The following is a 12,867-nucleotide window of genomic DNA, read 5'->3' as shown; positions in this document are numbered from 1 at the left end:
CGGCGTCAGCGCACTCGGCGAGGGGTGAACTGCATGCGGGGGTGGGCATACGACTCCTGCGACTCGATGAGACGCAACTCGCGTGCGCCGGCCCTGTGGGTGTTCTCGAGCAGGTCGAACACGCTCGACGCCGTGCGCGCCAGAGCGTCCTCCGCGGAGCCTGTAGAGCGATAGTGAGCGGTGAAGAGCGCAGCGGTGACGTCGCCTGAGCCGTTCGCCTTCATCGGCAGCAGGGGAGTCTGCACGACCCACGCGCCCTCGTCATCCACGGCGAGCATCTCGACGGTGTCGGACTCCCGATCCGGCCGCTCGACGCTCGTGACCAGCACCGTGCGTGGGCCGGACTCTCTGATGAGATCGACGGACGCCAGGGTCGTCTCGAGCGAGTCCGGCTCCGTGTCGGTGAGATAGCCCAGCTCGAACTGGTTCGGCGTGATGATGTCGGCCGCGGGAACCACGCGATCTCGCAGCAATACGGGGATGGCCGGCGCGACGAAGCATCCGGACTTCGCATTCCCCATCACGGGGTCGCAGGAGTACACGGCCGCTGGGTTGGCACGCTTGATGCGCGCGACGGCGTCGAGGATGACGTCGCCTATGCCCTCGCCGCCCTGATAGCCCGAGAGAACGACATCGATCTCGGGGAAGACCCCCCGCTCCTCGATGCCCGTGATCACGTCGGCGACGTCCGAAGCGTCGATCAGCGGTCCACGCCAGGCGCCGTATCCCGTGTGGTTGGAGAAGTTCACGGTGTACACGGGCAGCACCTCGACGCCGATGCGCTGCAGGGGGAACACCGCGGCGGAGTTCCCGACGTGTCCGTATGCCACGGCCGACTGGATGGAGAGGATGATCACCGGTCGATCATGCCATGACGGATGATCGTCATCCGGCAGCGCCGACCAGGCCGTTCTCGTACGCGAAGACCACGACCTGCACCCTGCTGCGCAGGCCGAGCTTCTGAAGCACAGCCCTCACGTGCGTCTTCACCGTCGTCTCGCCGAGGTAGGTCGCCGTCGCGATCTCGGAGTTCGACAGCCCTTTCGCCATCAGAAGGAACACTTCCTTCTCGCGCTCGCTCAGCGGCGCGATCGCGTCCTCACGAGCCGCCGCTTCCGTCGTCGGAACCCACGCGCCGATCGGCTCTCCGGGCGGCAGTTCCTGCCCCGCGTGCACCGCACGGATGGTCCCCATCACCTCACCTGGGGTCGCGTCCTTGGTGAGGAACCCGGCAGCCCCCGCTCGCAGCGCGAGATACACGGCCTCATCGCGGCGGATGGTGGTCAGCATGACCACGGCCGGAGCGTGCGCCTCTCGCGCCACGATGGACTCCGTCGCACGGATGCCGCCGCCACCCGGCATACGGATGTCCATCAGCACGACATCCGGATCGAGCTCCGCCACCAGGCGCACAGCGTCGTCGCCGTCCACAGCGACCCCGACGCAGCAGATGTCCGGCTGCGCATCCAGTTGCATTCCGAGACCAGAGGCGAACAGGGGCTGGTCGTCCGCGATCAGCACCCGGATCTTCGCGCTCACGCCTCGACCTCCGTTCGCGCCGGCTCCACTGGGCCGGTCGGGATGAAGGCGGTGACCAGGAAGACTCCGTCGTCTGCGTGGCCTGCGGTGAGCCATCCGCCGGCGAGACGCGCGCGCTCTCGCATGCCGGCGATGCCTGCTCCGCCCGCCAGAGCTTCGCTACCGGCAGTTCCTCGTGAGGCGATCAAGAGAGCGAGCCCGTCGCCGCGCCAGTCGGCCGTGATCGTGACCTCCGCGTCGGGTCCACCGTGCTTCAGGGCGTTGGTGAGGCTTTCCTGCACGATGCGGAAGTATGCGGTTCGCCGTGGGGTCGGCAGCTCGCGCTCATCGCCGAGCACGCGATAGTCGACGTGCATGCCGAGGCCGCTCATCCTGTCGACCAACTCCGTCAGATCGGTCGCCACGGGACCGTCTGCACCTGTGTCGGCCGCGGGATCGTGAATGCGCTCGACAAGCGATCTGCACTCCACGAGTGCCGAGCGGGAGACGTCGGCGATCACGCGCAGAGACTGCGCAGCACGCTCGGGATCGGCGGACGCCACTGCCACGCCGCCTTCAGCCTGCGCAACCACCACCGCGAGCGAATGCGCCAGCGTGTCGTGCACCTCCCGCGCGATCGCGCTGCGCTGCTGCTCGAGTCGCAGCTCGACATCCGTGCGCCGCCACTGCGTCCGCATCAACGCCCCCGCGCGCTCGATACCCGTGAGACTGATCGCGATGCCGGCTCCCCACGCGACGGCGAACGCCAGCACCCCGACGATGACGAGGAAGGAGACGTACCACGCCAGCACACCGAGGACCCTGGGGTCGGCCCAGTACAGCTCCGAATTTCGGAAGACGGTGCTGGAGCCGATCCACGACACCCACCCGGAGGACGGGTTGAAGAGCGCGCCGACAGACGGCCATGTGCTCCAGAGGTAGTGCGGGAACACCATGTCGACGGCGGCCAGCACGGTCGCCGTCACGCCGGCCGCCAGCACGACCCACCATCGGGTAAGAGCACGCTGGACGCCCGCGAAGAACCCCACGATGGCGAACGCCTCGTACATCGGCCACGTGGTCGACTCCGCGGGCCAGATCACGCCGATCAGCTGCGCGAGCGGCACCAGAACCATCAGGCCGAGGCCGAAGTAGGGCCGCCAGCCGGAGACCCCGATCGCGACGGCCAACAGCGCGAAGACGACGAGCTTGCCTCCGACCGGGTACCTGCCCGACTCGGCGACGATCCACAGCAGAAGGTAGAGCGCACCGACGACGGGTGCTGCGATGAGTGCGAACAGTCGGATGGCGCCCGAGGTTTCCGTTCTCGGCCCAACGGCGAGGGTTGCTGCTGTCATGCGGTCAACCTACGGGAGCAGGGGGATGCTGCCGACCGAAATCATCCGCAGGGATGAGCATTCGCAAAGGCTCGGCGCCGACCAGCGGCAGGGGGCGGCCGCGGGGCACCGGTGGTGCGATCGCCCCCGTACGCAACGCCTAGAATCAGGGATCATGACCGAGACCAACACGACCCAGCAGGTCGGCTCCGATCGCGTCAAGCGCGGTCTCGCCGAGATGCTCAAGGGCGGCGTCATCATGGACGTCGTCACCCCCGAGCAGGCCAGGATCGCCGAAGACGCCGGCGCCGTCGCCGTGATGGCGCTCGAGCGCGTTCCGGCCGACATCCGTGCGCAGGGCGGCGTTGCCAGGATGAGCGACCCCGACCTCATCGAGGCCATCATCGCCGAGGTCTCCATTCCGGTCATGGCGAAGGCCCGCATCGGTCACTTCGTCGAGGCGCAGGTGCTCCAGGCACTCGACGTGGACTACATCGACGAGTCCGAGGTGCTCTCGCCTGCCGACTACACGAACCACATCGACAAGTGGCAGTTCACCGTTCCCTTCGTGTGCGGTGCCACCAACCTCGGCGAGGCACTCCGTCGCATCAGCGAGGGTGCCGCGATGATCCGCTCCAAGGGCGAGGCCGGCACCGGCGACGTCTCAGAGGCGACCAAGCACATCCGCAAGATCACGGGCGAGATCAATGCGCTCAAGTCGATGACCAAGGATGAGCTCTACGTTGCGGCGAAGGAGCTTCAGGCGCCGTACGACCTGGTCGAAGAGGTCGCCTCGACCGGCAAGCTCCCCGTCGTGCTGTTCACCGCGGGTGGAGTCGCGACGCCCGCCGACGCTGCGATGATGATGCAGCTCGGCGCAGACGGCGTGTTCGTCGGCTCCGGCATCTTCAAGTCGGGCAGCCCAGAGCGCCGCGCCGCCGCGATCGTCAAGGCCACCACATTCTTCGACGACCCGTCGGTGATCGCCGAGGTGTCGCGCGGTCTGGGCGAGGCGATGGTCGGCATCAACGTCGGCGACCTGCCTGCACCGCACCGACTGGCCGAGCGCGGCTGGTGACAGCGGAGCATCCCAAGGTCGGCGTCCTCGCCCTCCAGGGCGATGTGCGGGAGCACGCGCGGGTTCTGACGTCGCTGGGTGCTGAGGTGGTGCTGGTGCGCAGGGTGCGAGAGCTCGACGAGGTCGAAGGGCTCGTCATCCCCGGCGGCGAATCGAGCGTGATGGACAAGCTCGCGCGATCGTTCGGGCTGTTCGAGCCGCTGCGCGACCGCATTCGTTCCGGGATGCCCGTGTACGGCACCTGCGCGGGTCTGATCATGCTCGCCGATCGCCTCGAGGATGACAGCCCTGGGCAACAGACGCTGGGTGGGCTCGATGTCACGGTGCGACGCAACGCGTTCGGATCCCAGGTGGACTCGTTCGAGACGGACCTGGACATCCCCGGCATCACCGACGAGCCGGTGCACGCGGTATTCATCCGTGCGCCCATCGTCGAATCGGTCGGCAGCGGCGCGACAGCGCTCGCGTCACTCGGCGAGGGCCGCATCGTCGCCGTCGAGCAGGGCAATCTGCTCGGCACGTCGTTCCATCCCGAGGTCACCGGCAACACGAGGTTCCACGAAAATTTCCTGAGGCGGGTGGACGCGGCCGCCGGCCGCGATCGCCTCAGCCCGGCTGCCCGACGACGGGAGCGTTGAGCGGCAGCGTCGCGCGGAAGCAGGTTCCCTCGCCCTCTCTGCTCTCGACGCCGAGGCGCCCGCCGTGCGCGGTGACGATGGCCTTCGAGATCGTGAGCCCGAGGCCGACGCCGGGGATCGCGTTCCTCGTGGCGCTGGACGCCCTGAAGAATCGCGAGAACAGCCGGTCCAGCTCGGCCGCGGGAATGCCGATGCCGGAGTCCTCCACCTCGATCACGACATCGTCAGGGCCGCCGAACAGCCGTACCGTCACCCGGCCGCCTCGCGGCGTGAACTTCAAGGCGTTGGAGATCAGGTTGTCGCACACCTGACCGAGTCGTGTCGCATCCCCACGCATTTCGCCGACGTCGTCCAGTCGAGCATCGAGTGTCACCCCAACGGCCGCGGCGGCCGGACGAGCAGACTCGACGGCCGCGTCGACCACGTCCCTCAGTCGCACCTCGCCCATCTCCAGCGGAAACCTGCCGGATTCCACCTGCGCGGTGAAGAGCAGATCGCCGACGAGTCGCAGCAGCCGGTGCGCGTTCCGTTCCGCGACCTCCAGGTAGTGCAGTTGCTCGTCGCCGAGCGGATTCTCCTCGTCATCGCGCAACAGCTCCAGGTACCCGAGAATCGACGACAGCGGGGTTCGGAGCTCGTGCGAGATCAGCCCGACGAACTCGTCCTTGAGGCGAGCGGCCTCAGCGGCGCGGGTGGTATCGCTTGCGACGAAGAGGTAGCCGATCACGCTGCCGCTCTCGTTGAGACGAGGGGTGACGGTCACCTCGGCCGGGAAGCTCGTGCCGTCGGCCCTGACGTAGGTCCAGTCGGACCGCTCTGCCACACCGTCGCTCGCTGCGAAGACCAGCGCCCGCCAACCCCTGGCACGCACGGCCATGTCGATGTCGAGCTCATCCGCCCGCGAGTCCAGCTCTTCGCCCAGATAGAACTCGGTGACGGGCAGGCTGCCCTCCGTCTCCTGCGCGCTGCGGCCCAGCATCCTGGCAGCCCCCGGATTCCAGGCGTCGATCAGGCCGTCGACGTTCGTTCCGATCACCGCTTGCTCCGTCACCGCGGCCCATACCCCGCGGAACATCCGGTCGGCCTCTCTATATGCAGCTCTGCTCGCCTCCAGCTCTGCTGCGCGTGCAGTCTCCTCCTCGAGCATCCGCTGCCGCTCCGCCGCCATGTCGGCGAGCCTGGTCACCTGCACACGACTCTGCCTGGCCAGCTCGTTGATGATCGCTGCCGCGAAGGCGTAGACCGCCGGCGCGAAGACGGCACGGATGGCTTCGACGCCGGAGGCGGGAACGGGAGCACCGAGCAGATACGGCATGAAAAGGGCGACCGACGCGCCCGCGGCCGCCACAAGGATGTAGCCCCTGCCGCGCTCTGCCGCGACCCAGACGACGGGCAGGATGATGATCGCGGCGAAGATCGACGTGCTGCCGCCCGTCGCGGCACGGAAGATGCCGAGAGCGACGAAATCGATCAGCGGTACGACGACGGCCATGGACGCGCCGCGCGCACTGCGGCCCAGCACCCATGCAAGGAGGGTCGCCACAGCCACGAGCGCGACGCTCACGACGCCGAGCACGACGTTGCTGAACCGCAGATGCGGCACCGTGATCGCGATGAGAGTCGCTACGGCGACCATCAGGGTCGTCGGGAACTGCTTGAGCAGGGGAGAGGGATTGTCGACGCTCATCCACGAGAAGAGCGTCCGCTTCCTCTCACCCCCTGTCACGACGCCGCCAGACGGGGCAGGGACCTGGCAAGGACATCCAGCAGCTGTTCTCTGGTGAACGGCTTCGGAAGGCTCAATACCCGCTCCGGGAACCGCGTCTGGTCGAGAACCGACACCACGACGACCGCGCAGTCGGGGGCGATCAGCCGGGCGCGCCGCACCAGCTCCCACCCGTCGATGCCGGGCAGCAGAAGATCGACGAAGACGAGATCGGGAGCGTCGCCTTCGAGCAGCTCGATGGCGGCCTCGGCCGATTCAGCGGACGACACGGTGCATCCCGCCCGACTGACGAGGGTGCGCAGCAACGCACGCTGATCCTCGTCGTCTTCGACGATCAGAACCTTCGCCTTCGCGAGCGGAACGGCGCCGTTCACGAGAAGAACACCTGGCGCACCACGACGATGGCCACCACGATCGCGAGAGCGATAGCCGCCTTGTAGATCAGCCGGAACTCCCACCTCCTGTCCGCCTCGAGATCATCCAGAAGGAAGCGCTCAGTCGCCTGCCGATCCGTATCGTCCGTCATGCGATCCTCCCTGTCTTCACCGTCTTGTCCCATCTCGCCTCGGCGTGCGCGAGCTCCTTGAAGTAGGAGTCGAAGGTGATCGCGCACAACAGCGATCCGTATCCGACGAGATACACCAGTGTCGGTGTGAGCACGCGTCCGACGCCGGTCCGCTCGACGACGCGTGCCAGCCACGCCCCGCCCATCGACAGCGGAATCCATACGTACGCGGCGAAGGTGACCCAGAAGAGATCGCCGGCGGTCGGAGAGGCTCCGAAGAGCGCTGGGATGTCGTGCTCGACGAGTCGCGGGAACAGAGCCGTCAGCATGACCACCATCGAAATGATCCCGGGGAAGGTCACGAGCTCGCGCCACGACCGCAGACTGAGCCTTGCATCGAGCTGGGCGCCGAGCGCGAGCGTGAAGACGAATGTCAGCGCCGTCGCGATCCACAGCGTCCGGAAGACGGCCGTCGCGATCCCCGAGTGCAGAAAGAGCAGTCCGACAAGCCCGATCGACGACAGCACCATTCCGACCGGGAGAAGCCAGAGACTGAACCAGACAAGTCCGAAGGCCAATGAACCGAGGGATGACGACCGCCATGGACGGAACCAGATCCCGGCATATCGGGACGTCACCGACACGTTGCCGCGAGCCCAGCGCAGTCGCTGCTTCCAGAGGGCCTCCACCGTGCTCGGCTCCTCTGCGAGCACGATCGCGTGCGGCTCGAAGACGACCCGCCTGCCCCGCAACTGCGTCTCGAACGTGGTGATGGTGTCCTCAGCGAGCGTCGACGTGTCAACCCGGCCACCGAGCGCCTCGAGGTTGGTCCTGGTGTGCAGCTGAGCTCCGCCTGCGAGGCAGGCCTGTGCGCCGAGGACATTCTGTGCACGACGTGCAGCGGGCTGAGACAGCACGTACTCCATGCCGATGAAGCGCGTCAGGTAGTTCTTGTCCCTGCTGCCCTCCCTGATGTACGCAGAGACCGCACCGACGTGGGGATCCTTGAGGTGCCTGGTCATCTTGTGCAGTGAGTCGGCCTGGTAGATGACGTCGGCGTCCATGATCAGGAGCGCCTCCATCCAGTCGTCAGCGAGGGCGTGTGCGATGCCGTGGTTCAGCGTGTGCGCCTTGCCCTGGCCGCCCACCTCTCTGCGCAGGTGACGAACGCTGCCCGGGTACTGCAACTCCTTGGTGCGAACAACCTCCGGCGTGTCATCCGTGCTCGCGTCGTCGACGACGAGGATGCGAAGGCGATCGGCCGGGTAGTCGAGCGCCATCAGCCGATCGATCGAGGCACCGATCACGGCACCCTCGTTCCAGGCAGGAATCACGACCGCGACCCTCGGCAGGTAGGGAGCGGCAGAGGCGTAGTGGTTCACGAACGCGTGGAACGGGATGGCGAGGAACGACACCGCCGCCGCGAGCACGGGCACAGCGCCTGTCGCGCAGAACACCAGCAGAAGGATCACGAGCACCGTCTGGAGCACGGTCATCAGGCTCTCCGTCACGGGATGCCCGCCTCGCTGAGGATACGCGCCGCACGCGAGTACCGTCCGACGTCTGAGGCCACGTGGCTGTCGGTCGACGCAACGATCATGGCTCCGGCTTTCGCGGCAGCCCGGACGGCTCTCTGGCCTGGGCACGCCCACTTCTCGTTCACCTCGACCAGCGTGCCGGTCTCGGCGGCCGTCCTCCCCCATCGCGCCAGTTGCTCGTCTGTCAGCAGCTTTTCGTCGAGGCCGACCTTCGGCAAGATCGAGAACGGGTGCGCGAGCTGGGCACGGTCGGTGGCCAGCATGGCGGCGACGAGCCCCTCTACCACCATCTCGACGGCGTCGTGCGGAGTGAGTCCGCCCGAGTCGATGAGCTCCCTCGTCTCAGAAGGCGTCAATGCTCCGTCCTCTCCCGGAAACTGATGATCGGCGATCAATACCGCGTCGACGCCGCCTGGTCCCACCACCAGGTCTCGGGGAACGTCGAGCCTGCCGGAGGTGTCCAGCAGCTTCGTCTCGACCGCGCACGACACCGTCAGTCCGTCAGCCACGGGAAGTGCGCGAACCGCAGCCACGAATTCGGGGACCCACGTCGTCGTCGTTCGAACATGGTCGGCGAAGCGCACGGTGCGAAGTCCGATCGCCTCGGCCGCTGCGAGGTTCTCACGCAGGGTGCTCCGCGCATCATCCGAGTACGTGGAGTGCACGTGGTGGTCGCCGGCCAGAACCGATGCCTCGCTCATGACGTTCACTCGTCCTCGTGCGCGGCGTACGGGGACGACAGCACGTCCGCAGGATCGAGGAAAACATCCTCGAGGTAGCGCACGTTCGCTATCTCGATGAAGTCGAGGCGACGGGGGATCGAGATGCCCAGGGCGAGGTCGAGTGCGAAGGACGGCATGTCGACGCCCGCTGCGATCGTCAGCGGAAGAGCACCGGGAAACCGCGGATTGATCTCGAGCAGAGCCGGGACACCCGCAGAATCCCTGCGCAGCTGCACGTTGGCCACGCCGGTCAGTCCGATCGCCTTCGCGGCGGCTGCCGCGGCGGACTCCAGCCCCTCGTCGCGGATCGTGCGGCCGGCAATCGACACTCCAGAATCGACCCGAGCGCGAGTCCGTGGCACGGCAGCGGCGACGTTGCCCTCTCCGTCGACGAGAACGTCGACGGAGTACTCCTCGCCGGGGAGAAACTCCTGAACGATGAGCGACTCGTCGACGCCGAGAGCATCGAGGGCCTGCCGGTCCGCCACCACGCGAACGCCCCGGGATCCAGCCCCGCGTCGCGGCTTGACGATCACCGGGAATTCCCACTCCACATCATGAGCCGTGGCGTCGAGCACCCTTGTCGCAGGGACCCGGAGCGACGAGGCGCACGCGCACACCAGCAGCCACTTGTCGAGCGCCGTCTCGAGGCACACGGTGCTCGGCGCTGCGAGGACGGCGCCGAGCTCGTCACGGCGACGAGCCAGCTCGGGGAGCTCGACGTCAACCGTCGAGATCAGCACGTCGATCTCGTCTTCGGCACAGATCCGCGCAACATCCGAGACGAAGTCTGCCGAGGCTCCGGGCAGCAGGAGCCGTCGGCGCGCCGCATCCACCAGGTAGAGACCGCTCGCCCAACCGTCCATGTCGCCTGCGTAGACCTGTGCGTCGGATCGGCGCAGAAGAGACCGGATGACGGCGACCCCCGCAGGGCCGCCAGCGCCTGTCACCAGTACCCTGGTCGGGTTCGTCCGTGTCATGACGTCCTCTTCATCCGTGACCGAATCGCGCTGTCTGCGCCACGCCGTCCGCCGAACGTGAGGGCGGCATCGTCCCTGACCACCTCGAGCGGCTCGCAATTCAGGCTGCCGGCCGTGAAACGGGACCAGTAGCGTGCCGTGGCGAGGACGAAGTCCGGCTCGAGATAGCTGCGGATGCTCGCCTGCGAGCGGAAGCATCTCAGCAGCTCGAGCTTCGTGTCCGTATAGCCGTCGATCGAGACGAACCTGGTCGGACGGAAGTCGACCGTCGACGACGGACTCTGAAAACAGGCGACCATATCGATTCCCCGCGCTGCGACGACGACGGCGTCGTGCACGGCGCGGTGATCCTGATGCCTGTCGTGCTCGCTGTGGGTGTACACGATCGAGGGGCTCACCTCCTTGATCACCCGCTCCACGATGGCGATGGTCGGTCCGTTGCCCGCGATCTCGGTATCGGTGAGGTCTTCAAGGAACAGTCGAGCGCCCAACAGGTCGGCAGCGTCCAGAGACTCGTGCTGGCGGTCGTCGGGAGCACCGCCCTGCCCACCGCGCGACATGGTGAGGATAACGACGCTGTCGCCGGCGTCGCGGTGGGCGGCAAGAGTTCCGCCCACACCGATCTCGACATCGTCGGGATGGGCGCCCACCGCGAGCACGCAGACTCCGCGCCGCGCCGCGACACGCTCGCGGCGCTGCGCGGCCAGCCGTGCGACGGTGGCGATGAGTTCCGCCGAGGAGATCGGTTTCGTCAGGAACTCATCGGCCTGTCGCCGAAGCGCCTCCACCGCATAGTCGACGGAGACGTGAGCCGTCATGATGACGACGGCCAGATCCGGGTCGTCCTCCTTGAGCCTGCTGATCAGCTCGAGCCCGGACATACCGGGCATCTCGATGTCTGCAACGACCACATCCGGGGCGAACTTCGCCACCGTCTCCGCCACCAGGAACGGATCGTGGACGGCCAGCGTCTCGCATCCCCCTCTTTTCCGGAGCACCGTCGTCGTATACGACGCGACGTCCGGATCGTCATCGACGACAAGAACCCGCACTGCCTCTTCGCTCATGGGCGCCTTTCCCCCCGACGTCGTCGCTCAGCGACGACGTGACTTCCCGATAAGTCGTCGCATCGTGCCCCCCGCTGCGACGACTCCAAGCGTTGCAGCAGCACGGCGCCATCGCCAGCCCTTCGCATAGTGTGTCTCGCCACGCGCGGTCAGAGACCATGCCTCGAGAGCTTGTTCTAGAATGGTGCGGATCTTTCACCAAGCAGGGAGCACTGTGTCCGGGCATTCCAAGTGGGCGACGACCAAGCACAAGAAAGCGGTCATCGACCAGCGGCGCGCGAAGTCGTTCGCGAAGCTGATCAAGAACATCGAGGTCGCCGCCAAGATCGGCGGTGCCGACCTCTCGGGCAATCCGACGCTCGTCGACGCCGTGCAGAAGGCCAAGAAGACGTCGGTGCCCAACGACAACATCGATCGGGCCATCAAGCGTGGCGCCGGACTCACGGGCGAGTCCGTCGACTACACGACGATCATGTACGAGGGCTACGGACCGAACGGCATCGCGCTGCTCATCGAGTGCCTCACCGACAACAAGAACCGCGCAGCGGCCGACGTTCGCACCGCGATGACCCGCAACGGCGGCACGATGGCCGACCCCGGTTCGGTCTCGTACAACTTCCATCGCAAGGGGGTCATCGTCGTTCCTGCTGAAGGGACCACCGAGGATGACGTGCTGGTGGCCGTGCTCGACGCGGGCGCCGAAGAGGTGACGCAGCAGGGCGACACCTTCGAGGTGCTCACCGAGGCGAGCGACCTGGTCGCCACCCGCACGGCGCTGCAGGACTCCGGCATCGACTACGACTCCGCCGACGTCGAGTTCGTTGCGCAGGTGAAGGTCGAGGCCGACGCCGAGACCGCACGCAAGGTGTTCCGCCTGATCGACGCGCTCGAAGACTCTGACGACGTGCAGAACGTCTACACCAGCATCGACCTCACCCCAGAGGTGCAGGCCGAGCTCGAGGACGACGAGTAGGCCATCCGCCGTGCGGGTGCTCGGGATCGACCCCGGACTGACCCGCTGCGGCGTGGGCGTCGTCGACGTCGCGCCGGACAGGAGGGCGACGCTGGTGGCCGTGACGGTCATCCGCACGACTCCTGACACGGCTTTGGAACGTCGCCTGCTCGCCGTCGGCGACGCGATCGCGGAGCTGATGGACGAGCACAAACCCGACGCGGTGGCCATCGAGCGTGTCTTCGCGCAGCACAACGTGCGCACGGTCATGGGGGTCGCGCAGATCAGCGGCGTTGCGCTGCACGCCGCGGCCAGCAGACGCCTCCCGGTCGGCCTGCACACTCCGAGCGAGGTCAAGGCATCCATCACCGGATACGGCACAGCTCAGAAACGCCAGGTGCAGAACATGGTGGCGAAGGTGCTCGGGCTGACCGAGATCCCGAAACCGGCCGACGCGGCGGATGCACTTGCGATCGCCATCTGTCACGCCTGGAACGTGCCGCTTGCGACGGCCGATTCCGCCGGATCCTCACTCACCCCGGCTCAGCAGGCGTGGCGCGCCGCGGAGAAGGCAACGAGAGGGTCGGTGGCTCCCCATATCGCGCCTGGCGGCCCTCACGGGCTCAATCGGCTCGGCCGTTGAGTGCGAGCCCTCAACAGCTCTCGCCTCAATCGCCCATATCGCGCCTGGCGGCCCTCACGGGCTCAATCGGCTCGGCCGTTGAGTGCGAGCCCTCAACAGCTCTCGCCTCAATCGCCCATATCGCGCCTGGCGGCCCTCACGGGCTCAATCGGCTCGGCCGTTG

General features: G+C 67.1%; 14 protein-coding genes. 4 read left to right on the top strand and 10 right to left on the bottom strand.

From position 1 onward, the window contains the following. Nucleotides 1-5: 5 nt before the first annotated feature. Genes pdxY through ACYVDN_RS04285 form a run of 3 tightly spaced genes read right to left on the bottom strand, consistent with a single transcriptional unit; the run spans nt 6 to nt 2,876 of the window. Nucleotides 6-857, bottom strand: a complete 852-nt coding sequence (pdxY, locus tag ACYVDN_RS04295) for a pyridoxal kinase PdxY (protein ID WP_460568788.1) — start codon at nt 855-857, stop codon at nt 6-8. A 28-nt stretch (nt 858-885) separates the two neighbouring features. Next, on the bottom strand, nt 886-1,539 hold the full coding sequence (locus ACYVDN_RS04290; RefSeq protein WP_460568786.1) for a transcriptional regulator: 654 nt from the start codon (nt 1,537-1,539) through the stop codon (nt 886-888). Continuing rightward, the gene (locus tag ACYVDN_RS04285) at nt 1,536-2,876 is read right to left on the bottom strand and encodes a sensor histidine kinase (protein ID WP_460568784.1); all 1,341 of its coding nucleotides are present in this window, start codon (nt 2,874-2,876) and stop codon (nt 1,536-1,538) included. The genes ACYVDN_RS04290 and ACYVDN_RS04285 overlap by 4 nt, the downstream gene beginning before the upstream one ends. A gap of 154 nt (nt 2,877-3,030) precedes the next feature. On the opposite strand from ACYVDN_RS04285, the gene pdxS reads away from it, so the two are divergent. Together pdxS and pdxT are read left to right on the top strand one after the other, a co-directional pair. After that, entirely contained in the window at nt 3,031-3,933 is a 903-nt protein-coding gene (pdxS, locus tag ACYVDN_RS04280; protein ID WP_460568782.1) for a pyridoxal 5'-phosphate synthase lyase subunit PdxS, read from the top strand. Then, on the top strand, nt 3,927-4,571 hold the full coding sequence (gene pdxT / locus ACYVDN_RS04275; RefSeq protein ID WP_460572238.1) for a pyridoxal 5'-phosphate synthase glutaminase subunit PdxT: 645 nt from the start codon (nt 3,927-3,929) through the stop codon (nt 4,569-4,571). The genes pdxS and pdxT overlap by 7 nt, the downstream gene beginning before the upstream one ends. On the opposite strand, the gene ACYVDN_RS04270 is transcribed toward pdxT, so the two are convergent. From ACYVDN_RS04270 to ACYVDN_RS04240, 7 genes are read right to left on the bottom strand one after another with little or no spacing between them, the layout of a single operon-like run. Beyond that, a complete protein-coding gene (locus ACYVDN_RS04270) occupies nt 4,540-6,258 on the bottom strand; it encodes a sensor histidine kinase (protein WP_460568780.1) in 1,719 nt (572 codons plus the stop codon). The genes pdxT and ACYVDN_RS04270 overlap by 32 nt on opposite strands. A 35-nt stretch (nt 6,259-6,293) precedes the next feature. Further along, on the bottom strand, nt 6,294-6,671 hold the full coding sequence (locus ACYVDN_RS04265; protein ID WP_460568778.1) for a response regulator: 378 nt from the start codon (nt 6,669-6,671) through the stop codon (nt 6,294-6,296). Next, nucleotides 6,668-6,823: a hypothetical protein gene (locus ACYVDN_RS04260; protein ID WP_460568776.1), complete on the bottom strand. Its 156-nt coding sequence runs from the start codon at nt 6,821-6,823 to the stop codon at nt 6,668-6,670. The genes ACYVDN_RS04265 and ACYVDN_RS04260 overlap by 4 nt, the downstream gene beginning before the upstream one ends. Next, nucleotides 6,820-8,298, bottom strand: coding sequence for a glycosyltransferase family 2 protein (locus ACYVDN_RS04255; protein WP_460568774.1), 1,479 nt, complete (start codon nt 8,296-8,298; stop codon nt 6,820-6,822). Before ACYVDN_RS04255 ends, ACYVDN_RS04260 begins: the two co-directional genes overlap by 4 nt. 11 nt (nt 8,299-8,309) lie before the next feature. After that, nucleotides 8,310-9,041: a PHP domain-containing protein gene (locus tag ACYVDN_RS04250; protein WP_460568772.1), complete on the bottom strand. Its 732-nt coding sequence runs from the start codon at nt 9,039-9,041 to the stop codon at nt 8,310-8,312. A 5-nt stretch (nt 9,042-9,046) separates the two neighbouring features. Beyond that, complete coding sequence (locus ACYVDN_RS04245; protein WP_460568770.1) at nt 9,047-10,042, bottom strand: ATP-grasp domain-containing protein; 996 nt, start codon at nt 10,040-10,042, stop codon at nt 9,047-9,049. Continuing rightward, entirely contained in the window at nt 10,039-11,109 is a 1,071-nt protein-coding gene (locus tag ACYVDN_RS04240; protein ID WP_460568768.1) for a PIG-L deacetylase family protein, read from the bottom strand. The genes ACYVDN_RS04245 and ACYVDN_RS04240 overlap by 4 nt, the downstream gene beginning before the upstream one ends. Before the next feature lie 214 nt (nt 11,110-11,323). Between ACYVDN_RS04240 and ACYVDN_RS04235 the strand changes: the two genes are divergently transcribed. After that, entirely contained in the window at nt 11,324-12,082 is a 759-nt protein-coding gene (locus ACYVDN_RS04235; RefSeq protein WP_460568766.1) for a YebC/PmpR family DNA-binding transcriptional regulator, read from the top strand. Nucleotides 12,083-12,092: 10 nt separating this feature from the next. Continuing rightward, the gene (gene ruvC / locus ACYVDN_RS04230) at nt 12,093-12,704 is read left to right on the top strand and encodes a crossover junction endodeoxyribonuclease RuvC (RefSeq protein ID WP_460568764.1); all 612 of its coding nucleotides are present in this window, start codon (nt 12,093-12,095) and stop codon (nt 12,702-12,704) included. The last annotated feature ends 163 nt before the right edge of the window (nt 12,705-12,867 follow it).

The sequence above is a fragment of the Humibacter soli genome, assembly GCF_054779035.1.
The sequence above is the reverse complement of the archived record's forward strand: the minus strand, read 5'-3'. Positions and strand labels throughout refer to the sequence as shown.

Bases quoted from the DNA above. Each gene is read 5' to 3' on its own strand.
- ACYVDN_RS04255 (WP_460568774.1), bottom strand. From the start codon at position 8,298: ATGACCGTGCTCCAGACGGTGCTCGTGATCCTTCTGCTGGTGTTCTGC.
- ACYVDN_RS04240 (WP_460568768.1), bottom strand. From the start codon at position 11,109: ATGAGCGAAGAGGCAGTGCGGGTTCTTGTCGTCGATGACGATCCGGAC.
- pdxS (WP_460568782.1), top strand. From the start codon at position 3,031: ATGACCGAGACCAACACGACCCAGCAGGTCGGCTCCGATCGCGTCAAG.
- ACYVDN_RS04250 (WP_460568772.1), bottom strand. From the start codon at position 9,041: ATGAGCGAGGCATCGGTTCTGGCCGGCGACCACCACGTGCACTCCACG.
- ACYVDN_RS04270 (WP_460568780.1), bottom strand. From the start codon at position 6,258: ATGAGCGTCGACAATCCCTCTCCCCTGCTCAAGCAGTTCCCGACGACC.
- ACYVDN_RS04245 (WP_460568770.1), bottom strand. From the start codon at position 10,042: ATGACACGGACGAACCCGACCAGGGTACTGGTGACAGGCGCTGGCGGC.
- ACYVDN_RS04285 (WP_460568784.1), bottom strand. From the start codon at position 2,876: ATGACAGCAGCAACCCTCGCCGTTGGGCCGAGAACGGAAACCTCGGGC.
- ACYVDN_RS04260 (WP_460568776.1), bottom strand. From the start codon at position 6,823: ATGACGGACGATACGGATCGGCAGGCGACTGAGCGCTTCCTTCTGGAT.